Source organism: Virgibacillus halotolerans (genome assembly GCF_016908515.1).
Taxonomy (GTDB): domain Bacteria; phylum Bacillota; class Bacilli; order Bacillales; family Amphibacillaceae; genus Virgibacillus_M; species Virgibacillus_M halotolerans.
Genome location: NZ_JAFBEA010000001.1, coordinates 338,826 through 364,369 on the forward strand (window position 1 = coordinate 338,826; position 25,544 = coordinate 364,369).

At 39.4% G+C, this 25,544-nt stretch carries 31 protein-coding genes; 29 read left to right on the forward strand and 2 right to left on the reverse strand.

Features of this window, described 5'->3' with window-relative positions; genetic code table 11:
* Positions 1–2 precede the first annotated feature (2 nt).
* The 22 genes from spoIIIAC (at position 3) to JOC34_RS01860 (ending at position 19,039) form a co-directional block, all read left to right on the forward strand.
* Complete coding sequence (gene spoIIIAC, locus JOC34_RS01755) at positions 3–209, forward strand: stage III sporulation protein AC (protein ID WP_205134983.1); 207 nt, start codon at positions 3–5, stop codon at positions 207–209.
* Positions 210–214: 5 nt separating this feature from the next.
* A complete protein-coding gene (spoIIIAD, locus tag JOC34_RS01760) occupies positions 215–607 on the forward strand; it encodes a stage III sporulation protein AD (RefSeq protein WP_205134984.1) in 393 nt (130 codons plus the stop codon).
* A gap of 37 nt (positions 608–644) precedes the next feature.
* Positions 645–1,838, forward strand: a complete 1,194-nt coding sequence (gene spoIIIAE / locus JOC34_RS01765) for a stage III sporulation protein AE (RefSeq protein ID WP_205134985.1) — start codon at positions 645–647, stop codon at positions 1,836–1,838.
* 11 nt (positions 1,839–1,849) lie between these two features.
* The gene (gene spoIIIAF / locus JOC34_RS01770) at positions 1,850–2,473 is read left to right on the forward strand and encodes a stage III sporulation protein AF (RefSeq protein ID WP_205134986.1); all 624 of its coding nucleotides are present in this window, start codon (positions 1,850–1,852) and stop codon (positions 2,471–2,473) included.
* Positions 2,470–3,111 carry a stage III sporulation protein AG gene (spoIIIAG, locus tag JOC34_RS01775; RefSeq protein ID WP_205134987.1) on the forward strand — a complete coding sequence of 214 codons (642 nt, stop codon included), beginning with the start codon at positions 2,470–2,472 and terminating at the stop codon, positions 3,109–3,111. The genes spoIIIAF and spoIIIAG overlap by 4 nt, the downstream gene beginning before the upstream one ends.
* Before the next feature lie 13 nt (positions 3,112–3,124).
* Positions 3,125–3,682 (forward strand): SpoIIIAH-like family protein, encoded by a 558-nt coding sequence (locus tag JOC34_RS01780; protein ID WP_205134988.1) that lies wholly within the window; start codon positions 3,125–3,127, stop codon positions 3,680–3,682.
* A gap of 225 nt (positions 3,683–3,907) precedes the next feature.
* Positions 3,908–4,393: an acetyl-CoA carboxylase biotin carboxyl carrier protein gene (gene accB, locus JOC34_RS01785; protein ID WP_205134989.1), complete on the forward strand. Its 486-nt coding sequence runs from the start codon at positions 3,908–3,910 to the stop codon at positions 4,391–4,393.
* A gap of 11 nt (positions 4,394–4,404) precedes the next feature.
* Positions 4,405–5,763, forward strand: a complete 1,359-nt coding sequence (accC, locus tag JOC34_RS01790) for an acetyl-CoA carboxylase biotin carboxylase subunit (RefSeq protein WP_205134990.1) — start codon at positions 4,405–4,407, stop codon at positions 5,761–5,763.
* A gap of 136 nt (positions 5,764–5,899) precedes the next feature.
* On the forward strand, positions 5,900–6,298 hold the full coding sequence (locus tag JOC34_RS01795; RefSeq protein ID WP_205134991.1) for an Asp23/Gls24 family envelope stress response protein: 399 nt from the start codon (positions 5,900–5,902) through the stop codon (positions 6,296–6,298).
* A gap of 107 nt (positions 6,299–6,405) precedes the next feature.
* A complete protein-coding gene (nusB, locus tag JOC34_RS01800) occupies positions 6,406–6,786 on the forward strand; it encodes a transcription antitermination factor NusB (RefSeq protein ID WP_205134992.1) in 381 nt (126 codons plus the stop codon).
* Positions 6,787–6,800: 14 nt separating this feature from the next.
* Positions 6,801–7,655, forward strand: coding sequence for a bifunctional methylenetetrahydrofolate dehydrogenase/methenyltetrahydrofolate cyclohydrolase FolD (gene folD, locus JOC34_RS01805; RefSeq protein ID WP_205134993.1), 855 nt, complete (start codon positions 6,801–6,803; stop codon positions 7,653–7,655).
* Positions 7,652–9,004, forward strand: a complete 1,353-nt coding sequence (gene xseA, locus JOC34_RS01810) for an exodeoxyribonuclease VII large subunit (protein WP_205134994.1) — start codon at positions 7,652–7,654, stop codon at positions 9,002–9,004. The genes folD and xseA overlap by 4 nt, the downstream gene beginning before the upstream one ends.
* Positions 8,994–9,227: an exodeoxyribonuclease VII small subunit gene (locus JOC34_RS01815; protein WP_205134995.1), complete on the forward strand. Its 234-nt coding sequence runs from the start codon at positions 8,994–8,996 to the stop codon at positions 9,225–9,227. Before xseA ends, JOC34_RS01815 begins: the two co-directional genes overlap by 11 nt.
* Positions 9,228–9,229: 2 nt before the next feature.
* Positions 9,230–10,114: a farnesyl diphosphate synthase gene (locus JOC34_RS01820; RefSeq protein ID WP_205134996.1), complete on the forward strand. Its 885-nt coding sequence runs from the start codon at positions 9,230–9,232 to the stop codon at positions 10,112–10,114.
* Between the two features lie 681 nt (positions 10,115–10,795).
* A complete protein-coding gene (locus JOC34_RS01825; protein ID WP_205134997.1) occupies positions 10,796–11,368 on the forward strand; it encodes a hypothetical protein in 573 nt (190 codons plus the stop codon).
* A gap of 47 nt (positions 11,369–11,415) precedes the next feature.
* A complete protein-coding gene (locus JOC34_RS01830; RefSeq protein ID WP_205135904.1) occupies positions 11,416–12,207 on the forward strand; it encodes a TlyA family RNA methyltransferase in 792 nt (263 codons plus the stop codon).
* Positions 12,208–12,237: 30 nt separating this feature from the next.
* The gene (gene ahrC / locus JOC34_RS01835) at positions 12,238–12,687 is read left to right on the forward strand and encodes a transcriptional regulator AhrC/ArgR (RefSeq protein WP_205134998.1); all 450 of its coding nucleotides are present in this window, start codon (positions 12,238–12,240) and stop codon (positions 12,685–12,687) included.
* A 29-nt stretch (positions 12,688–12,716) separates the two neighbouring features.
* A complete protein-coding gene (gene recN, locus JOC34_RS01840) occupies positions 12,717–14,435 on the forward strand; it encodes a DNA repair protein RecN (RefSeq protein WP_205134999.1) in 1,719 nt (572 codons plus the stop codon).
* Between the two features lie 283 nt (positions 14,436–14,718).
* A complete protein-coding gene (spoIVB, locus tag JOC34_RS01845; protein ID WP_205135905.1) occupies positions 14,719–16,002 on the forward strand; it encodes a SpoIVB peptidase in 1,284 nt (427 codons plus the stop codon).
* A gap of 295 nt (positions 16,003–16,297) precedes the next feature.
* Complete coding sequence (gene spo0A, locus JOC34_RS01850) at positions 16,298–17,077, forward strand: sporulation transcription factor Spo0A (RefSeq protein ID WP_205135000.1); 780 nt, start codon at positions 16,298–16,300, stop codon at positions 17,075–17,077.
* A 149-nt stretch (positions 17,078–17,226) separates the two neighbouring features.
* Positions 17,227–18,198, forward strand: a complete 972-nt coding sequence (locus JOC34_RS01855; protein ID WP_205135001.1) for a tyrosine-type recombinase/integrase — start codon at positions 17,227–17,229, stop codon at positions 18,196–18,198.
* A gap of 271 nt (positions 18,199–18,469) precedes the next feature.
* Entirely contained in the window at positions 18,470–19,039 is a 570-nt protein-coding gene (locus JOC34_RS01860; RefSeq protein ID WP_205135002.1) for an HTH domain-containing protein, read from the forward strand.
* 224 nt (positions 19,040–19,263) lie between these two features.
* On the opposite strand, the gene JOC34_RS01865 is transcribed toward JOC34_RS01860, so the two are convergent.
* Entirely contained in the window at positions 19,264–19,872 is a 609-nt protein-coding gene (locus tag JOC34_RS01865) for a recombinase family protein (RefSeq protein WP_205135003.1), read from the reverse strand.
* 232 nt (positions 19,873–20,104) lie between these two features.
* Between JOC34_RS01865 and JOC34_RS01870 the strand changes: the two genes are divergently transcribed.
* Positions 20,105–20,518 carry a hypothetical protein gene (locus JOC34_RS01870; protein ID WP_205135004.1) on the forward strand — a complete coding sequence of 138 codons (414 nt, stop codon included), beginning with the start codon at positions 20,105–20,107 and terminating at the stop codon, positions 20,516–20,518.
* A 378-nt stretch (positions 20,519–20,896) separates the two neighbouring features.
* Here the strand turns inward: JOC34_RS01870 and JOC34_RS01875 are convergent, their stop codons facing one another.
* Positions 20,897–21,148: a helix-turn-helix domain-containing protein gene (locus JOC34_RS01875; RefSeq protein WP_338062628.1), complete on the reverse strand. Its 252-nt coding sequence runs from the start codon at positions 21,146–21,148 to the stop codon at positions 20,897–20,899.
* A 215-nt stretch (positions 21,149–21,363) separates the two neighbouring features.
* On the opposite strand from JOC34_RS01875, the gene JOC34_RS01880 reads away from it, so the two are divergent.
* The 6 genes from JOC34_RS01880 (at position 21,364) to JOC34_RS01905 (ending at position 25,540) form a co-directional block, all read left to right on the forward strand.
* The gene (locus JOC34_RS01880) at positions 21,364–21,621 is read left to right on the forward strand and encodes a hypothetical protein (RefSeq protein ID WP_205135006.1); all 258 of its coding nucleotides are present in this window, start codon (positions 21,364–21,366) and stop codon (positions 21,619–21,621) included.
* A gap of 238 nt (positions 21,622–21,859) precedes the next feature.
* Positions 21,860–22,414, forward strand: a complete 555-nt coding sequence (locus tag JOC34_RS01885; protein ID WP_205135007.1) for a DUF5067 domain-containing protein — start codon at positions 21,860–21,862, stop codon at positions 22,412–22,414.
* A gap of 251 nt (positions 22,415–22,665) precedes the next feature.
* On the forward strand, positions 22,666–22,899 hold the full coding sequence (locus JOC34_RS01890; RefSeq protein WP_205135008.1) for a helix-turn-helix domain-containing protein: 234 nt from the start codon (positions 22,666–22,668) through the stop codon (positions 22,897–22,899).
* Positions 22,900–23,324: 425 nt separating this feature from the next.
* On the forward strand, positions 23,325–24,524 hold the full coding sequence (locus tag JOC34_RS01895; RefSeq protein WP_205135009.1) for a hypothetical protein: 1,200 nt from the start codon (positions 23,325–23,327) through the stop codon (positions 24,522–24,524).
* Between the two features lie 69 nt (positions 24,525–24,593).
* Complete coding sequence (locus tag JOC34_RS01900; protein WP_205135010.1) at positions 24,594–24,806, forward strand: hypothetical protein; 213 nt, start codon at positions 24,594–24,596, stop codon at positions 24,804–24,806.
* A gap of 11 nt (positions 24,807–24,817) precedes the next feature.
* Positions 24,818–25,540, forward strand: a complete 723-nt coding sequence (locus JOC34_RS01905) for a hypothetical protein (protein ID WP_205135011.1) — start codon at positions 24,818–24,820, stop codon at positions 25,538–25,540.
* The last annotated feature ends 4 nt before the right edge of the window (positions 25,541–25,544 follow it).

Genomic DNA, 25,544 nt, shown 5'->3' on the forward strand with positions numbered 1-25,544 from the left:
CCGTGTTTACCGATGCAACTATCTTATTTCAAATTGCAGGAATTGGAATTATCGTGGCATTAATTCATACCATTTTAAAACAAATGGGAAAAGAAGAGATCGCTCAATTTGCCACATTACTCGGATTTATTATCGTCCTTGTCATCGTAATCAATGGCCTTGATGATTTGTTTCAACAGATTAAATCTGTATTTCTTTTTCAGGGGTAATCAACATGGACATCATACAAATTGTGCTTCTCGGGATTATAGCGAGCATTTTATATATTGTTTTAAAAGACATTCATGCATCCTTTGCATTTTTTCTTATCCTGATAACCGGAATCATTATATTTTTAGCGATCATTCAACAAATTGGCACCATCCTTACGTTAATCCAGTCTCTAGGTGATAAAGCGAATGTAGAAGGCATGTACATGGAAACGATCTTAAAGATTATTGGCATTGCTTATATTGCTGAACTAGGAGCAAGTCTTACCAAGGATGCTGGTCTTACTTCGGTCGCCACTAAAATTGAGATGGCCGGTAAAATTTTTATTTTATTATTGGCCGTACCGATTATTACTGCGGTCATTGAATCTATTTTAAGTTTTCTACCTACCACTTAGTTACAAAGCTTGGAAATAAAGGAGGCAATTATAGTGAATGAAACCAAATAAGTTGTTCATAGCCATTTTATTCACTTTAATTTTCTTCCTGATGGGACAAGCACCTGTGACAGCAGAATCAGAATCGGAATCGGAATCGGACGATAACAACGCAGAAGATACCATTTTAGACGATATCTCATTTGACCATGTGGAGTCTTACTGGAATGAACTTGTAGATGAATATGGGGGTTATATACCAGAACTACAAAAAACAGGGATCTATGATTTTATTAAGAGTAAGGGATCCTTTTCGATTAAAAATACCGTTTTCGGATTTATTGAATATTTATTTCACGAGCTTATTTTAAATGGTAAATTACTTGGGTTATTGCTTATTCTTACATTGTTTTCTATCGTATTACAAACGATGCACACTGCGTTTGAAGGCAGTGCAGTCAGTAAAATAGCCTATTTTGTTGTGTATATTGTCCTGCTGTTTATTGCTTTAAATAGTTTTTACGCGGCAGTTGGGTATGCAAAAGAAGCCATTGACACAATGAGTAGCTTTATGATTGCCTTACTTCCGCTTGTACTGGGGTTAATGGCATCGTTTGGAAATCTTGCGGCAGTATCCTTTTTTCATCCGATTGTCATTTTCCTTATTCATTCCAGTGGTGTGCTTGTTTCTAACTTTATTTTACCATTACTGTTTTTTTCAGCATTGTTACTGATTGTTAGCAGCTTAAATGAGAATTATAAAGTAACCCATTTGGCAAACTTATTTAAGTCCATCGGTTTAGGTGTCCTTGGCGTGTTTTTGACGATATTTCTTGGGGTGATGTCTGTACAAGGAGCTGTTAGTGCTGTACAGGACGGTGTAGCTATGAAAACAGCTAAGTTTATTACTGGAAATTTCATCCCGGTTGTAGGCAGGACCTTTACAGATGCTGCTGATACGATGTTAAGTGCCTCCTTATTATTAAAAAATGCAGTCGGGCTCGTTGGCGTTATTGTCATTTTGTTTTTTGCTTTATTTCCGGCAATTAAAATTTTCGCCATAGCGGTCATATATAAAATAGCGGCAGCTGTGTTACAGCCAATTGGCGACGGTCCTATCATAACAAGTTTAAATACGATCAGTAAATATATTGTTTATATTTTAGCCTGTTTGCTGGCGGTATCATTTATGTTTTTGTTAGCCATCGTCATCATTGTTGTGGCGAGTAATATAACACTGCTCTTACGATAAGGTGATAAAAAATGGATTTGCTTATTCAATGGGTGACACAAATCATTGTATTTTTACTTTTGGCAGCTGTCATTGATTTACTCATTCCAGCTACTGCGATGAAGAAGTATATCAGACTTGTGGTTGGGCTGGTTTTAATATTAATCTTCTTAAAGCCGGTATTCTTTTTATTTAATATTGATATTCATCAAGCGCTGGAAACCTCATTCTCACAGCTTAATCAGGAGAAATGGAAAGATGAATCTGTAGAAAATTTAATAGAAATGCAAAAAAGTGAAATAGAAGGCACACAGGATGCATATATTTTAGAACAAATGGCTGTCCAATTAAAAGATATAGCAAAGGATCCTTTATTAGAGAAATTTCAAATAGAAATCGCACATATAGAATTTCTCTTTTCAACTGAGAATAACTATACATTTGAGGATCTGGAGGAAGTCATTGTATATCTTCGGGAATCAGACGGCGGGGAGGGAGCAGTGAATGCGATTGATGAAGTGGTAATTGACACAGATGACGACCCGATAGTTCATGAAGAAGGACAGGATGATGAACAGATCAAATCACTGTTATATGAAATATGGGAGCTTCATGATAAGAAGTTGACGGTGAATTGGGAGGGAGGGGCATCTTGAAAAAAAAACCGGAAGAACTATTCAATTCAGAAAAAGTAAAGGAAAAATTGAAAAATCCATCGAAGAAAACAAGGTATATTATCGTACTTGCGCTTGCAGGCTTACTGCTGCTCATTATCAGTAATGTATTTAGTACATCAAAAAACGAAACGGATACAGATGCGGACTACCAATTGGATAGTCAAAACCAGCAGCCTGCGCAAAAATCAGTTTCTGAAGAAGAAACAGCGACATCTGATGTAAACGAATTAGAAAAAAGCTATGAAAAGGATTTGGTGGAAATGTTGAACAAAATAAAAGGCGTATCTGAAGTTGAGGTAATGGTAAATCTAGATTCCACCAACGTGAAGGTATATGAAAAAAACTTAGTGAAAGGTCAACAAACAACAGATGAATCGGATCGTAATGGCGGGACAAGAAAAGTGGAAGACAACACAGAGGATTCCCAAGCCGTACTAGTTAGGCAGGGAGAAAAGGAGGTGCCGCTGCTCATCCAAACTGAAAAGCCGGACGTTAGGGGTGTGTTTGTTGTAGCAAAAGGCGTAGACCATGCAACAGTAAAGAAATGGATGATTGAATCTGTCTCACGTGTACTCGATGTTCCAACACATAAAATATCTGTAATGCCAAAAAATTAAGGAGGAAAAAAATATGATGAAGAAACAAACGGTATGGTTGTTAACAATGCTTAGTTTAATGATTGTGTTAAGTGCTTATTACATGCTTTCAGATGGAAGTGAAAATCTGGCCTATATTGATAATGGACAGGATAGTAAGCAGGAAGCGGTACCAACGGATTCAACAGAAGCAGAGGATGACTCGGAAGTAACAGATATTACGAACGTCGCAGATGATGAATTGTTCACAACCATCCGCATGCAGCTACAAGATGAGCGTAATATGAAGAAAGAACGGCTAACAGATGTGGTTGCTTCCAGTAGTTCCACAACGAATGAGAAAGACGAAGCTTTAAAAGATATAGATGTGCTGGAGGACTTGTCATCCAAAGAGGTGATACTGGAAGAGTCGATTGCAAATGAAGCAGAATATGAGGACGTGTTAGTACGTTCAGATGAAGACAAAGTACATGTTCATGTTAAAACGGACAAATTATCTGGCGAAGAAGCAAATAATATCATGCAGATAGTAAGAGATGAATTCGGTGAAATTCCCGTAGATGTAAATTTCCAGACACCTGAAAGTAAATAATAAACTGGTAAAATCCGAACGCTTTTAATGGTTCGGATTTTTGATTCGCATTGAACCAATAACATTGTTATAATTATATAGATGACAATGGTTAAGTTTCTTTTTACATAATGGAATTACTTGCTTTTGGATTAATTCTTGATGTTTACTACTTGTTTATCGTAATATGTAATAGGAGTTATTCGTATCTAATTACAATAGAATGAAAATGAAGGAGTGTCATATATGTTAAAAATTGAGGAAATACGTGAGATCATTGCATTGATTGATCAATCATCCATTAACGAATTTACTTATGAAACAGAAGGAACGTCAGTCTCATTGAAAAAGTCATCAGAGCCAACCGTTGCCCAGCATGAAAAAATTATTGCTCCGATCGATCATACACAGGTGGCGACACCGACAGTGCAGCAACCGTCAGCAAATGGGGAGCAGACTGAACAGCCTGTTGTAGAAAGTGAAGTAGCTTATGATTATGAAATTGTTTCCCCAATGGTTGGGACACTCTATGCTGCATCATCACCCGAAAAAGATGCATTCGTAAGTCAAGGCAGTAAAGTAACAAATGATACCGTTGTTTGTATAGTAGAAGCAATGAAATTATTCAATGAAATTGAAGCAGAAGTTACTGGAGAAATTGTAGAAGTATTAGTTGAAGATGGCGAGCTGGTGGAATATGGCCAACCGTTATTCAGAGTGAAGAAAAACTGAGGGGTGAGCATGTGATTAAAAAACTTCTAATAGCAAACAGAGGAGAAATTGCTGTAAGAATTATACGAGCATGTAAAGAATTAGATATAGAAACAGTTGCCGTATATTCAGAAGCAGATAAAGAGTCATTACATGTTCAACTGGCTGATGATGCATATTGTATCGGACCAACATTGAGTAAGGACAGCTACCTTAATTTTACCAATATCATGAGTGTTGCCACCCTAACAAAAGTTGATGCTGTTCATCCCGGCTATGGTTTTTTAGCCGAAAATGCCGATTTTGCGGAGATCTGTAAAGCGTGTAATATAATCTTTGTAGGACCGACACCGGAAGCCATTCAGAAGATGGGTATCAAAGATGTTGCAAGAGAAACAATGAAAAATGCAGATGTCCCAATTGTTCCAGGTTCAGATGGCATTATCGAGAGTGAAGAACAGGCGAAAGCGTTGGCTGGAGAAATCGGGTACCCAGTGATTATAAAAGCTACTGCAGGTGGCGGTGGTAAAGGGATCCGGGTAGCAAGATCGGAAACGGAACTTATTAATGGTATTCGGATTACACAGAAGGAAGCAGAAACAGCTTTTGGTAACCCAGGGGTCTATATTGAGAAGTTCATTGAAGATTTTCGTCATGTAGAAATTCAAGTGTTAGCCGATACACATGGAAACGTCGTCCATTTGGGTGAAAGAGATTGTTCGATTCAAAGAAGACTACAAAAGCTCGTAGAAGAAACACCGTCTCCCGCTATTACGCCTGACATTCGAAAGGAAATGGGAGAAGCGGCTGTGAAGGCTGCAAGAGCAGTTGACTATACAGGTGCTGGAACCATTGAATTTATTTTTGACAGAAAAAGCAAGGCATTTTATTTTATGGAAATGAATACACGTATTCAAGTAGAACATCCCGTGACGGAAATGGTTACAGGAGTTGATTTAATCAAAGAACAAATCAATATTGCAAATAATGAAGCCCTTTCGTTTACACAAGAAGAAATTACATTTGAGGGATGGGCAATTGAGTGTCGGATAAACGCAGAGAATCCATTTAAAAACTTTATGCCTTCTGCTGGTACGATTGATATGTACCTACCGCCGGGTGGATATGGTGTAAGAGTGGATTCCGCAGCATACCCAGGGTACACCATCCCACCATATTACGACTCGATGATTGCAAAGTTAATCACATATGCACCAACACGTGAAGAAGCGATCAAACGGATGAAACGCTCATTAGATGAATTTGTCATTGAAGGAATATTTACAACGATTCCTTTCCATCGCCTCATAATGGATCACGATGTTTTTGTGAAAGGCGATTTCAACACAAACTTCCTAGAGGAACATCCGATTCTGGAAAATGAGGAATAAAGTGCTTTACGTTTTGGATCGCAGAAAGAAATTATATCCACATTTTCTTTCTGCATAAGTGCAACTAAGGCTTTCGCCATAGAGCCTGGCAAAAAGCCAAGTTTTCTAATATTTACTAAAATGAAGGAGTGAAAACATGAGTGAACAACCTTTATTGAATGTAAGTGATGACACTGGTTTAGGTAAAGTGGAAATTGCCCCTGAGGTAATAGAAGTTATTACTGGCATTGCAGCAACAGAAGTTGATGGACTTTTCGCTATGAGAGGAAATTTTGCTACTGGTGTTGTAGAACGTTTTGGAAAGAAGGCGCATAGTAAAGGGGTGAAGGTGGAACTGACGAATTCGGGCATACTTATTGATCTGTATGTTGTCCTGAATTTTGGTGTTTCCATTCCCAAAGTAGCAGAAAAACTGCAATCTAACATAAGGCAGACATTAAAAAATATGACTGCACTGGAAATCGATGAAATTAATATTCATGTTGTGGGTATCCAAATGGATGGAAAAGACCAAACAGATGAATATGACGAATAGATTATGTGTGTCAGAGGACCTGATCCTCTGACATTGTTTTTTAATTTCTATTTCCCGTTAATCATGTTATTATTTGTAGGAGATATGTTCAGAAGGAGCAATGAAAGATGAATCGACACACAGCAAGGGAAAAGGCATTTCAGATATTATTTCAACTGGATATGAATGATTTTGAACCAAAACAGGCAATGAATGATTTTTTAGAGGCAGAAGAACACGATATGTTTTTAACATTGCTAGTTGAAGGAGTTACAACAAATAAGCTCGAAGTGGATCGTATCATTTCGGACAACCTTGCGAATTGGTCATTACAACGCCTCGCATCTGTTGAAAAAACTATTTTACGCGTGGCCACATATGAAATTCATTATATGGAAGACATACCTACAAACGTTTCCATCAATGAGGCAATTGAATTAGGTAATAGATACGGAGACGAGAAGTCAGGCAAATTTATTAATGGCGTATTGTCAAAGATCATAGCATAAAGGGGATGGAAGCTATGTCAGCTGAAGTTATTAATGGAAAAGAATTAGCACATGAATTACGAATGGAAATGAAAGAACAGGTCAGTCAATTGAAACAAAGTGGTATCACACCACATTTGACGGTTATTTTAGTAGGGGATAACCCTGCATCAAGGTCCTACATTCGCGGGAAAGAAAAAGCAGCTGCTGAAACAGGCATGTCTTCGGATGTTATTGAACTGCCCGCATCCACAACAGAGGATGCATTACTGCAAGAAATAACAAAATTAAATGAGGATGCGTCTGTACATGGAATTTTAGTCCAACTACCGCTCCCAGATCAAATTAGCGAAAAACAAATCATAGAAGCGATTAGCCCAGCTAAGGATGTTGATGGTTTTCATCCGATTAATATTGGGCGGATGATGACCGGAGATGATGCATTCCTTTCATGTACACCATACGGCATCGTAACGATGATTAAATCCAAAGCTATTCCAATCGCAGGGAAACACGCGGTGATTATTGGGCGCAGTAATATCGTTGGTAAACCTGTAGGACAATTACTGCTTAATGAAAATGCTACAGTTACCTATTGCCACTCCAAAACAGAAAACCTGAAGGAATTTACGAAACAGGCTGATATATTAGTTGTTGCTGTTGGAAAGGCACATGCAATTAATCAGGATTATATTAAAGAAGGTGCCACAGTGATCGATGTAGGTATTAATCGTCAGGCAGATGGTAAGTTAACAGGAGATGTAGACTTCGAAAGTGCGCAGGAAAAAGCTGCTTATATTACACCAGTACCTAAAGGTGTTGGCCCAATGACCATTACAATGTTGTTAAAAAACACCATAAAAGCAGCAAAAGGATTGTCCAGTCATTGAGTGATAATTACTTAACGGTTACTGCACTGACGAAGTATATTAAACGTAAGATGGATACAGATCCACATCTAAAAAACATATGGCTTAAGGGTGAAATTTCCAACTTTAAACACCATAGCCGCGGTCATATGTATTTAACAATAAAAGATGACCAATCGCGTTTACAATCTGTTATGTTTGCCGGGAATAACCGGTCATTGAAATTTGTACCTGAAAATGGTATGAAAGTGTTGATCAAAGGTGAGATAAGTGTTTTCGAAGCATTTGGTCAATACCAGTTGTATATTCAACAAATGGAACCGGATGGCATTGGTTCCCTTTATTTAGCTTTTGAACAACTTAAAGAAAAATTACATAAGCAAGGATATTTTGCAGAAAGTCATAAAAAGGAAATACCTGTGTTTCCTAAGCACATTGGAGTAATTACTTCACCAACCGGTGCGGCCGTACGTGATATCATTACTACCATCGAGCGAAGATATCCAATTGTTAAGGTAACTGTTATTCCAGTGTTGGTACAAGGAACACAGGCAGCTGCAGCTATTAAACGCGGGATAGAAAAGGCCAATGAAAAAGAATTGTTTGATACATTAATCATCGGTCGTGGCGGTGGATCTATCGAAGAACTGTGGAGCTTTAACGAAGAAATAGTCGCCCAAGCTATTTTTAATTCCAATATCCCAATTATTTCTGCTGTCGGACACGAAACAGATATGACAATCAGCGATTATGTTGCTGATCTTCGTGCCCCAACACCAACCGGGGCTGCAGAGCTTGCAGTGCCTTCTCAGCACGAATTAGTGGAACGAATTTACACATTGAAGCGCGCGTTGATCAGAGAAATGAATCGGGAAATCATCAATCACAAAAATAATTTGCAACGTTTGAAACAATCTTATGCATTTCGCTATCCAAAACAGCTTTTAAATCAGAAGGAGCAGGAACTGGATAAACATGTGGAAAGTTTACAGCGTGCGATGCTAAATAACAACCAGCATAAAGAAAAAGCATATAACAATATGCATACCCGTCTATTGACACAACATCCTAAAAAACAGCTTGAACAAGCTGCAAAAGAGCTAAATAATCTCAACTCAAAGCAGCAGGATGTTATGAAACGTATTTACGAACGTAAAACGATGCAATTAACCAATACAATGGATAAGCTAATGCTGTTGAATCCTTTAGAAATCATGAAGCGTGGCTTTGCCTTACCGTATACTGCTGCAGGGACTATTATTAACACAACCAAGCAAGTCCATGAACAAGATAGGATAACAGTGAATATCAGTGATGGTACATTATATTGTCAGGTCGAACAAATAGAGGAGGATAGCCATGACAACTAAAGATGAAATTACCTTTGAAGATGCGCTCGAAAAGCTGGAAACAATTGTTGAAAAACTGGAAGAGGGCGATGTGCCCATCGAAAAAGCGATCAATTACTATCAGGATGGCATGAACCTGTCCAAACTGTGTAACGATAAATTGAAAAACGTACAGGAAAAAATGACACAAATCATGAATGAGCAGGATGAATTGGAGCCGTTCGATATACAGGAGGAAGAGTAACTGTGCAGGAGAATCTGAAAACATATATTGATAAATACAAACAAATAATCAGTGATAAATTGTCTTCATCTCTTCACGGGCTTTCCATCCCGGGACGTTTAAAAGAATCCATGGTTTATTCGGTTGAAGCGGGTGGAAAGAAGCTTCGACCGATCCTTTTGATTGCGAGCTTTGACGCATATGGCAATGATGTAAATAAGGCCATTTCTGCAGCGCTTGCGGTCGAAATGATACATACATATTCACTTATTCATGATGATTTACCAGCCATGGATAATGATGACTTTCGTCGGGGGAAGCCAACAAACCATAAAGTTTTTGATGAAGCGACTGCTATTCTTGCAGGCGATGCATTATTAACCTACAGCTTTGAACTAATTGCTACGGACACGAATTTGAAGCCCAAACAAAGCGTGGATTTGATTACAATGCTCGCAAAATCAAGTGGACCTAAGGGGATGGTTGGTGGACAAATTCTTGATATGGAAGCTGAACAACATCCAGTTACATTAAAAGAATTAGAGCATATTCACACCCTGAAAACCGGTGAATTATTACAATTTGCCATCTATGCGGGAGCATACCTTGGAGATGCAACCGAAGAACAGCTTGAGCATTTAAAGGAGTTTGCATACTATTTAGGGCTAATCTTTCAAGTACAGGATGATATCCTTGATGTAACTGGTGATCCAGATATACTAGGTAAACCGGTTGGCAGTGATGAAGGGAACGAGAAAAGTACGTATCCCAAATTATTAGGTATCGATGGCGCTATCGAGCAAAAAAAATCATATGTTCAAAAGGCGAAAGATGCGTTAACAAAAGCGAATGCACAATCATCTATCTTAATGGATTTAACTGATTATTTTAGTCACCGGGATCATTGATCAATGATAGAACATCAGCAAAAAATATGTTATAATTAGTGTATAAAAGGGATGGTGCAGTATTCTAGTCAGTCCCCCATTTCTGAAGGCGGGCCTAAAAATCCGCCAAAGGGCACATCGATGAAGTTCCTTGTGTTGGCTTGAGGCGCCCAGCCTTGGGTCAGTGCTGGGAGTTAAGGTTTTTGGGCGATCCACAAAGGCATGTGGGCGTTGACCCGATTACCGCGGAGGCCCATCTCTGTAGTAGTAACTAAGCCTAGGAACTATTATGGACTGGGGTATGAACCTGTACAATTGGGTAAGGGACACCCTTTTCGCAGCGTAGCCTGCCTTGAGTGGTGTGTGAGGGGATTAGAACAACAAATAACAAGCTGGGTGGCCACTGGTTTCGTTATTTTTATTTCTATGAAATCACCACTGCAAAAGAGGCTAGGAAGTGGCTAAAGACTGTTGAGGAAAACTCCTAGACTGTTCTAAAGACATTTAAAAGGGATTATAGTGTGGTCTAAGTGGTAATCCAGTCTAGCTTTTGGTGACAAAGCTAAGGCAAATTTAAAGGGGAACCGCCTTTATGGCAACATAGGGTATTTGCTTGGGAAAACCTACTGGACCTAAGCCACAGTTTTTACCTTTTGAATGACCATTCCTTTCATTAATTATATGAAATGTTCGAGGTAAATTATGAAATCACAAATAAAGCGTTCAATTAAATTCAGTGTATCTATTGCCGTTATCACTTTTGTGTTAGCGGCTATTTTTTCAATTATATCTTCGTCACTGCTCGATGGTGTCGTTTGGATTGTTGGTTTATTTATTGTATTGGTTATTGTTTTGATCGGGGTTGCCTTTGATGTGCTGGGAATTGCGTCGACAGCGGCAAACGAAACACCATTTCACGCAATGGCGGCCGAGAAGGTAAAAGGAGCAAAAGAAGCGGTTAACATTATAAGAAACGCTGATAAATTTGCCAGTTTTTGTAATGATGTGATCGGGGATATCTCAGGCATAGTCAGTGGTACAGCTACAGCTATCGTTGTGATCCAAATTGCTGGTTTGTTTCAACATAATACGTCAACATTGCAAATTGTTTTGTCAGTTGTTTTGACAAGTATTGTAGCTGCGATTACAGTTGGTGGTAAAGCACTAGGTAAATATTTTGCAATCAATGCATCAACGAAAATTATTTTCTTCGCAGGTAAGGTCATTTATGTTTTAGAAAGTAAATTTAAATTGAAAATCTTGCCCAAAAACTAAGTATAATTGTAAAGGACTTGCTATTATTGAACAAAAAGCGTTTAGATATGTTATTAGTGGAAAGAAATTTAGCTGAAACAAGTGAAAAAGCAAAACGTTACATTATGGCTGGTCTTGTATTTTCTGAGCAACTACGAATGGACAAGCCAGGCATGAAAGTGGATGAAAGCATCCCGCTTACGTTGAAAGGAAAGAAGCTTCCCTACGTGGGGCGCGGTGGCTTAAAGCTGGAAAAAGCATTAAAGCATTTTGAGATTTCTGCGCAAGATAAAATCATGGTCGATGTAGGATCGTCTACCGGCGGGTTTACAGATTGCGCATTGCAAAACGGCGCAGTTCTTTGCTATGCAATTGATGTTGGGTATAATCAATTGGCTTGGAAATTGAGAAATGATGACCGGGTAAAAGTGATGGAACGCACTAATTTCCGCTATGTCACATCTGAAATGCTTGATGTCGGTAAACCGAACCTGGCAACCATTGATGTTTCTTTTATATCATTGAAATTAATGCTACCTGTATTAAAACAATTATTGACCACCAACAGCGATATTGTTGCGTTAATTAAGCCCCAATTCGAGGCTGAAAGAGGTCAGGTGGAAAAGAAAGGAATTGTGCGTGATAAAAGTGTTCATTTCGACGTATTAAAAAAGATTGTGACATTTGCACAAAATGAAAAATATGATTTATACAATATAACGTACTCCCCAATAACCGGTGGCGACGGGAATATCGAATTCTTAGCGCATTTCGGATGGAAGAAAGATAATAAAGGACTTGTCTTTTCGGATGTTGAATTAGAAGCGATAATAGCGGACGCTCATATCGCTTTAAAATAACATCACAATGATTACAATGAGAGGTGTCAGATGAGTAAAATTCAACGGCATATTAAAATACGTGAATTAATAACAGAAAAAGAAATTGAAACACAGGACGATCTTGTTGATCGGCTAAAATCTCTGGGATACAATGTAACGCAAGCAACTGTTTCCAGGGATATCAAGGAGCTCCATCTTGTGAAAGTCCCCTCAACCAATGGCACGTACAAGTATAGTTTGCCTGCAGACCAACGCTTTAATCCACTGGATAAATTGAAGCGTTTAATTATGGATGCATTTGTAAAAATCGATAATGCCAGTCATTTTATCGTATTAAAAACACTTCCAGGTAATGCACATGCAGTAGGTGTGCTAATTGATAATTTAGATTGGGAAGAAATAATGGGATCTATTTGTGGGGATGATACCTGTCTAATTATTTGTAAAACAGAGACAGATGCACAAATCATTAAAGACCGATTCATTGATATGTTATAAGTTTGTGGACAGTGAGGTGAATATACATCATGTTAACAGAATTATCTATTCGTGATTTTGCAATAATAGATGAAGTGTCCATCACTTTTAATGAAGGTCTCACCGTTTTAACAGGGGAAACCGGAGCAGGTAAATCAATTATCATTGATGCTGTTCAATTATTAGCTGGTGGAAGAGGATCCGTAGAATTTGTGCGGCACGAGGCTAAAAAGGCAGAGATAGAAGGTTTATTTACCATACAAAGTAAACGCCATCCGATATATAGAATAGGTACATTATATGGTATAGAAATTCTAGATGAACAAGTTGTCTTACAACGGACAATTACAGCGAATGGAAAAAGCATATGTCGTGTCAATAGTAAATTGGTGACCTTGGCTATCCTTAAAGAATTCGGCAAGACGTTAATTGATATTCATAGCCAACATGAAACACAATCACTAATGGATCCGGATAATCATATTGATTTTTTGGATTTGTATGATGTCATATTAATGACACAAGCTAAAGAAGAATATACGAACTTATTTAACAAATTATCTACACTAAGAAATCGTTACAAAAAGTTAAATGATAACGAGCAGGAAACTGCTCATCGATTGGATTTATTAACTTTCCAGATGCGTGAGTTGGAACAAGCGGAATTAACGCCTGATGAAGATACTGTACTTGAGGAAGAGCGGAGTTCCCTGGCTAACTTTGAACGTATTCATACGTCGCTCCAAGATGCTTATAATGCGCTATATGGCGAGCAACGTGGTCTTGAATGGTTGAATAAAGCCCAGCTTGCGTTACAGGATAATCGTGAATATGATTCATTCATCGGGGAAAATGCTGAGGAATTATCCAATCATTATTTTGCTTTGGAAGAATTATCTTATGATATTCGTAACCATATTGAGACACTGCAATATAGCCCCAAACGTTTAAATGAAATTGAATCACGATTAAATGAAATAAATCGGTTAAAAAAGAAATATGGTACAACTGTTAATGAAGTACTTGAATATATGGCAAAAATTGAAGAAGAAATAGAAGAAATAACCAACAAAGACTCTCATTTAACGAAGTTAGCCGAGCAAATAGAAGAGATACAAAAGGATGCTTACGTTGAAGCAAAGCATTTACATGATTTACGTAAACAATTTGCAGAAGCACTAACAAAAGATATCCATAAAGAGCTAAAAGGATTATATTTGGATAAGGCAACCTTTTCCATCGCATTTGATAATGAAAATGATATCAATGGCAAAGAACCGTTATCACTACACAAGAACGGCTTTGATCATGTGCGCTTTTTGATCTCAACGAATCCAGGCGAGCCTTTAAAAGACTTGACAAAGGTGGCCTCCGGTGGGGAGCTATCACGAATTATGCTGGCACTTAAAAAAATATTTGCTAAACATCAGGGCGTTACAAGCGTTATTTTCGATGAGGTGGATACTGGTGTCAGTGGTCGAGTGGCCCAAGCGATCGCAGAAAAGATTTATCAAATCTCGACAGAGTCACAGGTGTTATGCATTACCCATCTTCCTCAAGTTGCTGCTATGGCAGATACGCATAAGTTTATACGAAAAGAATCCAGAAATAACCGTACAGCGACATTGGTATCGGAATTAACGGTTACACAGCAAATTGAAGAATTAAGCAGAATGATTACGGGTACAAAACTTACTGAAACAGCAAAAGAGCATGCAAAAGAGCTGCTTGATTTAGCAGCATCATTTAAAACAAAAAATAGCGGATAAAATGTTATAAATAGCCAGATGATATAGTATCTGGCTATTTATTTTTTTGAATAAATATTGCCCCAAAAATTCCCCCCTTAAATAGTAATTATAGGCAGGTATGAAACGAAGAGGACACACGCCATCTACTTATTCATAAAAGGCAAATTTATAAAAGGAAAAGATACACATCTTTCTTATGTTTCACCAGTTTAAAACATGTCCTTGAGGGTCAAATTAGAAGTACAGAAATAAAATGAAGGTATGGGTTAGGAACGAGGAGAGATGATGAAAATTGAAATATATGAAGCATAGCCGAATATGGATAGGTATTGTACTTTTGATGATATTGTTAGCTGTTCCTTTTTATCCCCCTTTACAGCAATATCTCTCCATCCCGAATGAAATTGTTACATTTAATAAGTCTCTGGTAGAGGTGCCACAATTGGGTGAGACTGTTCAGGTTGATACCTCAGAAGAAAATGTTGAAGCAATTGATTCCTCTGCTTTCTATGCACAGGAAACAGGAGATAGTGAATTGGTATACCAGGTAAACGGTTATCCCATTAAAAAGGTGGATTTATCCGTTCTAGACGATATAAAGGTCGTCCCTGGTGGTGAATCAATTGGTGTACAGTTGCATACTCGCGGTGTCCTTGTAGTTGGTCATCACTTAGTAAAACAAAATGATGAAGCACTATCCCCTGGAGAAGATGCAAAAATAAATGTAGGCGATGTTATTTTAAAAATTAATGGTGACACAATTAAAGACATGGAAGATGTAAAACCCTATGTTGAAAAAGCAGGGAAAAAGGGAGAAAAGTTGTCTGTGACCGTAAAAAGGGGTAAGGAAACCATTGAAACAAAGCTTGAACCCGTGCTTGATAAAAAAGATAATGACTACAAAATTGGTTTATATATCAGGGACTCGGCCGCAGGTATCGGAACAATGACTTTTTATGAGCCAGAATCTAAGAAATATGGTGCATTGGGTCACGTTATATCTGATATGGATACCAAAAAGCCAATTGAAATTAATGATGGAACCATCGTCCGTTCTTCCGTTACCTCGATTGAAAAAGGTAATAATGGTTCACCAGGAGAAAAACAGGCGAAGTTTTCAATACAGGATAATAAAATTGGTTCAATTACTAAAAACAGTCCATTTGGCATCTTTGGCAAATTAACAGAAAAAGGCGAGAATAAATCGAAGCCAAAAAAATATGATAAACCATTACCCATCGCATTATCCCATGAAGTAAAAGAAGGTCCAGCAAAAATTTTAACCGTTCTTGAAGATGAAAAGGTGGAAGCTTTTGATATTGAAATTATCAGTAGTATTCCACAAAAATTTCCAGCAACCAAAGGTATGGTTATCCAAATTACGGATCCAAAACTGTTAGAGAAAACGGGTGGGATAGTACAAGGCATGAGCGGAAGTCCAATCATCCAAAATGGAAAAGTGATTGGTGCTGTCACACATGTATTCGTCAATGACCCGACATCAGGTTACGGTGTCCATATAGAATGGATGTTACAAGATGCAGGGGTTAATATATACGGGGATAAACAGAAAGAAGCGAGTTAAACAATGGCTTGTAATGGATTTAACCATTACAAGCCATTTTTTTGAATGAAATAAACAAGACTTATTGCTTATTCCAATTTTTAAAAAAGGTGCTATACTAAAAATAATATTATTCGACAAAAGATTTTTAAATATGTTATAAATTATCGAATCATGTCGTAATGGGTAGTAAATGAAAGCAAATCAAAGAAATGGCGAAAAATACCAAAGTTTTTCGAAATAAAAGAGGATAATTAAAACTTGTGTAGAATAAGTTAAGTGGAGAATAAGCTAATTACATGAAGGAGGAAGTTTTATGGAGAAAACAACAGTTTGTTTAGTAGATGACAACAAAGAACTTGTGCAACTAATGGAGGAGTATTTTGACGAACAAGATGATATTGAAGTCATTGGGACTGCTTATAATGGAAGAGATTGTTTGGAACTAGTGGAGGAATTAGACCCGGACGTTTTATTATTAGATATTATTATGCCTCATATCGATGGTTTGGCCGTATTAACACATATGAAAGAAATGGAAAAAAATAAGCCAGCCCATGTGATTATGCTAACTGCATTCGGTCAGGAAGAGGTAATGAAAAAAGCTGTTGATTTAGGGGCATCTTACTTTATTTTAAAACCATTTGATTTAGACAATTTGGCTGATCAGATTCGTCAGGTACAAGGAAGCGCGGTAGTCAGCCCAAGCATGAATAAAGGGCCGAAAAAAGCGAAAAAGAAACAGGATTTAGAAGCAAACATTACTAATATTATTCATGAAATAGGGGTTCCAGCACATATTAAAGGTTACATGTACTTACGTGAAGCAATAACAATGGTTTATAATGATATTGAACTTTTAGGGTCAATTACAAAGGTACTTTACCCGGATATCGCTAAGAAATTTAATACAACTGCGTCACGTGTAGAACGGGCAATTCGGCATGCGATCGAGGTTGCATGGAGCAGGGGAAACATAGATTCCATTTCCGCGCTGTTCGGCTACACCATTAGCATTTCCAAAGCAAAACCGACCAACAGTGAGTTCATTGCAATGGTCGCTGACCGATTGCGATTGGAACATCGGGCAAGTTGACGTTGATATGACGGCATTTAGGCGCAGGCTATCGCACATCTATGCCGACAAACTATGGACGGACACCTACAAGTAAACAGGCGGACACTAATAAACGCCCTTATTTATCGGAGTATCGAAATATTCCAATAGATAGGGGCGTTTTTGCGTTGAATAAATTTTTAATTGAGATTGACCGTTACATGTATGACTGTACAGATCGTAATTTATCCACCAAAACCATGCGGAGTTATGATCAAACTTTGCGTCTGTTTCAGCGATACTTGACGGAAAAGCAGTCGATAGACAAGCCGGAACAAGTTAAATCGGAACATATACGGGCATATTTTACGTATATCAGAGAGCGTGGTAAGTATAACGCACTGGCTGACGATAGTATGCGCGACGTCAACGGGCTTCATAATCGAGGCGATGTAGGGCGACCGGTCAGCGAAACTACACTCGCCAATTATCAGCGAAATATTGCAGCGTTTTTTAGCTATCTTTACCGCGAGAAGGCAATTCGGAAAAATCCTTGCGAAGGAATCGAAAAGATAAAGCCACAGCGGAAGGTAAAGGCGTTATTATCGGAGAATGAGTTGGCGTTGTTTTTCCGGAGTTTCGACGTGTCCAAGTTTCACGAATTTAGAACATGGATTATAGCGAGGATGATTCTCGATACTGGGTGTCGCATAGGTGAATTAGTCTCGATAATGCCGAGCGATATTGATTTACGTAATGGGGCGCTATTGCTTCGGAATACGAAAAGTAAGCATGAGCGATTTGTTTATTTTTCACATAAGATGGGGAGTAATTTGCGTAGTTGGCTAGAATATCGAGATAGATATACGAACAGTCAATACGTGTTTCCGTCAATCAAGGGAAATATGTTGGACATACGGACAGTAGGCGCGTCGTTTAAGAGGCACAGCAAGTTAGTCGGATTGGACGTACAACCGCACCAATTGCGGAATAACTTTGCGAAGTACTACTTATTAAACGGCGGAGATTGGAGTACATTAAGCCGAATCCTGGGACATTCCAGTGTGGATGTTACTCAACAGGCTTACTTAGACTTTACCGATCAAGAGGTCGGAAGGAAGTACCAAAAGCATTCGCCGCTAAATAACCTAGATATTTAAAACACAAAAAAAAGGACGCACCGCAACGGTAATTAAACCGATACAGAACGACCACCTATTGTTATTGTATCTGAAAAATTGCCGAACTGCAAGGCTTATTTAAGTGCGCCCAAAAAGGGAGCAAACGACAATGACGATATATCTGGACGAATATAAGACGTTCGACACTACGCAGGAACTTAATTACAACATATCGCAGCATGAGAAGACGCACACCTCGCAATTAAACGCCACCTGCCGATCCGTACTGCGGTTCATTGCGAGGTATTCGGTGAAGTATTCCGGAGCGTCGCACTTAAAGGCACAGACAATAGCAGACGCCTTGGACGTATCAGACCGCACTGTTAGGCGTGTATTGAAGCGATTGGAGGCGTTGTTTATCATTAAGCGGATCGTTCGCATACGGCCGAAGTCAGGCGGACACGGGGCGAATATTATCCAGATATTGCCGTTTGTGTCAGAGCGATTGTCAGAGCGGGAAGTAGACGTCAAGGCATGTCAGGCAACGGACAAGGCGGCTGATTCCGAGTATGAACCTTTATACAAGCGAGATACCTATACATACGTATTAGAGTCCGCAGGCGAACGCAATAATATCCCGGAGGTACTTCATACGGTATTGTCTCCGTTTTACCGAGGTGCAAACCTCCGTAAATATGTCGGTATTGTTTTCCGTGCAAAGACTCCAAAGATACGTCTGGAATCGCACGCAGACGAATTTAAGGCCTGCATAAGCGATTGCATACGCAGGTATAAAAACGGTAGCATAGTGAACCTGGACGGATATATGTATGCGGCCGTCCGTAAGTTATCGAGAAACCTATTTATAGGCGTTGTGTAAAGGATATATGCTTGATAGATCAACGCTAATAGGTGCGATAAGTGGCGAATACTGAAGTACGGTAAAGCGTTGAAGTGTTTTAGGGGATGACGGAAGAGTGTACGAAATTACACATAAATTGTGAAAATAATCACATACTATAACGAGAATATTACCGGGCAAGCCGTTCACTGGAAGGACGACCTCGAATAAAAGGGGGGCGAAATAGGCGGAAAGCAAGCCGATTAGACATCGCTAGTTGCCTCCGCCTTCAATTTAGCGTATAATGTCGCACGTTTTACTCCGGTTAGTCGGCAGATGTCCGCGACACTCATGCCGTTATCGTCCCTATTTCGATGTAATTTGATAGCTTTTTGCATTTCCTTGTCGCTACTACTTGCAGGCCGTCCCATATGCTTTCCGGCAGCCTTAGCGCGTTCTCTGCCTTCCGTTGTACGTTCGACTATAAGGTCACGTTCAAATTGTGCGAACGATCCTAGGACATTAAACAGTAACGTATTAATCGAACTATTGGCGTTGCCTGCCTTAAACTCGATGTTTTCCTTTAGGAATGCTATGTTTACGCCACTTTTGATTAACCCCGATACAATCTTATTCAAGTCGATGATTGAACGTGCCAGGCGGTCTATTTTCGTTACATAGACGGTATCGCCCTCTCTTACGTAGTCCAACAAGTCCGCCAACTTCTTACGGGGTGAAGTCGATGTTCCGGTTACCTTTTCGACAAATAGCTTTTCGCAGCCTTCTTTTAGTAGTAGTTCGCGTTGTGTCTCTAAGTCCTGTCCTACAGTAGAAACCCTTGCATAGCCTATTTTATGTCCATTGTTGTTCATTTGAATAACCTCCCAATTCCTTTGCCAGTGGCTTTACCGGCGAGTCGTCGCATGATCCGTTTGAACATCTTGCCTTTGCGTAATGCGTTTATGTCGTTGCTTATCCGTAACATTCGATATAGTTTATTTTTCATTTCATCATCTCCTTTTATGTCTATTAGTTAGCTATCTTCTATACTTATAATTATAGACTAACTTTTAGACATAGTCAAGAGGATAAAACACTTGATTAATGAATGATTTATATTATGTCTATAAGTTAATACTTTTAGACGATTATACGGACGCGATTATACGCGGAATTGTAGGTGGTTTAAGCGGTAGTATCCAAGCGCAAATCAAGCGACATTATAAGCGTACTACAAGCGTATGCGAGCGGGATTATGCGCGGTTTATTTCGGGGATTACACCCGATTATATGGCAGTTTGCGGGACGATTACGGACAGGCTATGCCGAGGAGTAGTCGATAGACAGTGCCGGCTGTCGTCACCCAACGGACACCCATCGTCACTCATACACACACCGTCACCAACAGATACAACGAACACACATCGGAGACGTATCATCGCATCGTCCCCATACGTAACGAACAACGTAACAGGAGGGAGGAGACAGACAGGACGACGGAGGGACGAACGAGGGTAACTGATGGTAGGGTATCGGCAGTAGCAGCGCGAACAACACACGGAGTTAATCGGATAAATAATAATTAATATTCCGGCCGGCTCAACTTGTATAAACAATAAATAATATTCAGACAACTATTCGTTTCAACAGCCCCGGGGGCCTCCTCCCCACCGCCCGCTCGTCGGACGCCAACAATTTGCTGTCAGAATTTCGAAGGTAGGGGGTAAACTCCGCAGGATAAATCGTCACATCATAGCGCCTTTATACCGTTAGAGTACGTTTACCCTCGGAACGGCGTAGGTCGGCTGTCATCGTTCGATAGGTAAGGAAAAACGTTAGGTACGCGTGTGTTACCTTGCATGCCGTGCGTATGAAGATGGACGTTATAACCCTTGCTTATTTTTCGTTATGTTTGCGCTTCTCTATCGTCAGCAACTCGCCAACCTCTACGTCCAACGCCTCGCAGATGCGCTCTAACGCGTCCTTAGAGTAGCGCTGCGTCATATTACTTGCTAGTTCGCTGACTGTTCGCGTAGAAAGACCGGTAATGTCTGCGAGTTGTTTTTGCGACATGTTACGTTCCTCCAATATAGGGCGAAGTTTAACCTCGATAACCTTATTATTTATTTTTACATCTGATTTCGTCACAACTTCACCTGCTTTCGTTAAGCCTTCGTTACTGTATTGTCATTTTAACATAAATTACGGTAAATGTAATTATTCGTTTGACATTACGCTAAACGTAACTTATAGTATGAATGCAGGTTACGTTAAACGTAATAAAATATACGGGATGGGAAGCGCATAAAATGAATAAATTAACTTGGATTGGATTTAAAACATGTAAAAAAGGAGAATGTAAAATGTCAAATGCAGTGTGGATAGGTGCGGATGGATTAACGGAAGATATCAAGGATGACTGGGGCATGACCGCAAAGGATTTGGCGGAATTAGAGGAGAGAGTCGCAAATGAAAACCGAATAATATCCGATTATATATATTCGTTCATACACCCAGCGCAATTGCCGCAATGGCTCGAGAATATTATTTTAGATCACGACTATTCCCCGGAGGATTTAGATTTTATGACGGAAGAGTTGGGGAAGTATAAAAGGCTCTAGCGCTGCAACGCCGGAGCCGGAAAGGATGTTACCTTATGTTATTAACTGCTATTATAATGAAATTACGGAATGTTGACAAGGTGGATGCGTTTTATATGACGATGTTTACTGCGTCGTTGGCATTTATGTACTGGACATTGATAAACGGATAAATTATCGAATGGCATACTTTTTTTGCGGATTTTTCGGAACTATCGTATATTTGAGACGGTAAGATCATATAAAAGGGGATGTTAATATGAAAAAGTTATTTGTACCATTGTTAAGTTTTGCGTTTATTCTAGGAGCCTGCGGTAATACCTCCAACGAGGAAGGAACCGCAGAAGAAAACGTTAGTCAGAAGGAAATAGCGGAGGTCAGTTCCGAAGAAAGTACCGATGTCAAGGAATCTGTGGAAATAAGCGACGACACTGTGGAGGATGACGATTATAAAATAGTTGTTAAGGACGTCGAACAGATAGACGGGAACTACGATACGCAAGTACTAGCTTTGGAAGTAGAGTTTACGAATAAGTCGGAGGATTCTATCAGTCCGTGGATGTCAAGTTTGATTAAGGCTAACCAGGAAACAGACACGACCGTAGAACTATTGGACGGAGCGAACGGACTTTTTCCGGATGATTACAAGCCGAAGTTAGTAGAAATGGGCGATTCCGACGTTAAAGGTGGAGGAACGACTGTTGACGCTGTTATCGGTTATGAAATAGAGTATCCAGGTGAGCCGGTGCAACTGATCGACTTTAACGGATCGGATACTCCGGAGACATTCGAAAAAGTAGTCGAAACAGAATAGGCTGAATATCTTACGTTATAAGGATAGCAAGAGGCGCTGATTGACTTCGGCGCTTCTTTTTTTACTTAAAATAAATTAGTTTCACTTCACTACTTTTAATACTTGCCCTTATGCATACTAGTAAGTAGATATTCCTTTAAAGGATAATTAACGTAACGAAAAACGAAAGTTGCGGCAAATTGTCGTGCCTATTTTTTTACACAACTATTAGTATTTTACTAATCGGATACGGAAGAGAGGGGGAGTCGATAATGACAATCGATTTTGGCGTGTTCAAAGCGATCCGAACATTGAACAGCTTAACACAAACGGAAATGGCTGCACGTCTAGGAGTATCGCAACAGTTAATAGGCTTTATCGAAACTAAGTATTCTGGAATATCTCCGAAGGTAGAGCGGCGCTTTATAGAAGAATTTGGCAAGGCGCAAATTGAATATGTCCGTACGATAACGGATGTAATGAAAAGCGGAGAATTTGATAAATAACTTCGTTCCAAATGTCCCATAATCCGCCGAAATATTGGTATTAGTAAGCACACTGAACTACGGAAAAGGCTAAGCGGTATTACTACTACGTCCGTTTAGCAAACGAAAGTGCTAAAATCGAAAACAAACGTTATCATACCAACGGTTACAGGCGTTTGTCCTTAAAGGAAGGGTATAGAACGTGCTAAAAGTATAATGGCGATGACTGGAAGGAATCGCAGTGTCTTAAGGTCTTGGTATAACGGTAATTGTACACAATTAAGGTCAAGATACAACGAAATAAACTAAAACCGTTTATTCCGTAGACTATTAAGTAAATTCGATATATATATATTATCGATGGTCTTAGGTTTAACCGATAAAAGCGTAATATCCGGTTGTTGTAGTTGATCGAATATAAATATAAGGCGAGGAGAGGTTGAGCGATGGAAAATCAGATAAAAATAAACGTAGTAGATTCGATTATGGGAAGTGGGAAAACGTCCTGGGCGATTCAGCGAATGAACAAAGGAAATCCGTTGGATAAGTATATCTATATTACGCCATATCTGGACGAAGTTAAACGGATCATAGCAAATACTGACCGCGACTTTTTTGAGCCAAATAATAACAATAAGGACGGCAGTAAGATGTATAGCCTCAAGCAGTTAATTGTAGACGGTAAGGACATAGTAAGTACGCATTCACTATTCCAAACGGCAGATGATGAACTCATTGAGTTATTGGATGGCGCAGGCTATACGCTAATACTGGATGAAGTTATGGACGTTATTGAGCGGGCAAACGTCACGCAACGGGATATATCCGACTTAAAGCGGTTAGGGCATATAGAAGTTGAATACAACCGCGTAATACGGTTATGCGATGATTATGACGTACAGGCGGCATACTCTTCTGTTATGCGACTAGCCAAGGCGGGCAACCTATTCTATTTCCGTGGGAGATACTTAATATGGGCGTTTCCTCCGAGGGTATTCAATGCGTTCAGTGACGTATATGTAATGACGTATCTATTTGACGCACAGATACAGCGATATTATTTCGACCTATACAACTTCGAATATAAGTATCACGCAGTCAATCACGATGGCGATCGGTATAATCTTGTGGAATACGATAAGCAAGGCGAGAATCGCGAGGAGTTAATGGCGCTAATCAATTTATACGAAGGTAAGCTTAATGACGTTGGTTCGCTCAGCGCCACGTATTTACGTAATTTAACGGCTGATAAAGAGGACGAAATCAGGAAAAATATTTATAACTACTTCCGTAATGTAGTTAAAGCTAAGTCGAAGGAGATTATATGGACGACGGTCAAGGATGCTAAGACGGGACTCTCGGGTAAGGGATACGCAAGATCGTTCTTACAGTGTAACGCAAGAGCAACAAACGAGTATCAGGACCGATGGGCGTTGGCTTACGTATTTAATAGGTTCATGACTCCAACCGAAATATCATTTTTTCAAGATAACGGGGTAACCGTCAATGAAGAACTGCTCGCAGTAGCGGACTTGTTACAGTGGATCTACCGTTCCCGCATAAGAAACGGAAAACAAGTAGAATTATATCTCCCGTCAGAAAGAATGCGTACAGTCCTTAAAGCATGGGCGAATTACAAAATATAAACAGAAGTTATAACAAGGCGCGGCCATTACGGCTGACGCTTTTTTATGTTGGGAGGAGACGATTACAAGATGACAAACGAATTATGGCGGATACAACCAGGATTTATTGCCGGGTATACAGAGGACGCCGATTTAATCCAACGAATACGTCGTTACAAATTCAAAAACGATTGGCAGATCATGGCGGAATATAGTAAGCAAAATAAACGAAAAGCTGTCCAATTTAAAATACCAATTGAACAAAGGCGACAGGCGGAGAGAATGTTCGGTATAAAACTATAGGAGGAGATTATATGAAATGTATTATCAAACGCAATACATACGCAAAGGGGAGCTTTTCAAAATCCGAATTTTGGACGGAAAGGAAGGACGGCAAATTTAATCCGTTATTGCCGATAGAAAACGGACACCGTACAAAGTTAACGATATCAGACGCAGGCTACCAGATAATAAACGCAGCGGGTGAAGTTGTTTCCCGTGGACTAGAAACGGAAGTATTTGCGATAGTAAAACTGGCTAAAAGCCGACGCATAACGTTAGAACCGTTGCAGATCGAAATTAATACAACTACCGAAACAATCGAAATGTCATTCGATGAATATAACGACCTTTATGGAGGTGCGGACTTGGGGCGGATTAATAAAAGAACGTTTAAAGCATACCAGATAAAAGGCGACGACTATACGGCCATTGGGGTATTGGAACATTCCGGCAAGGATACGAAATCCATTGCGTCGCTATACTTCGAAGAAAAACTAAACAACCGGGAAGCCTTCGAAACTCTCGGCGAATATGTAAACGAACAGATAGGCAGCAATGACTACGGAATTGTAATGTTAACAGATTTTCGAATGAATAAATGGAACTATGAAAAATACGAGGGTGTGATCCGATTCCATTTAAGCAAATACACGTCAAAAATGGAAGGAGTGTGGCAGTTAGCGGAACAAGCCGAGGAAAGGCGATCAAGTATTACAGAAGTTTTCGACGAGGGCGAGGCGGAATACATTGCGTAGTATG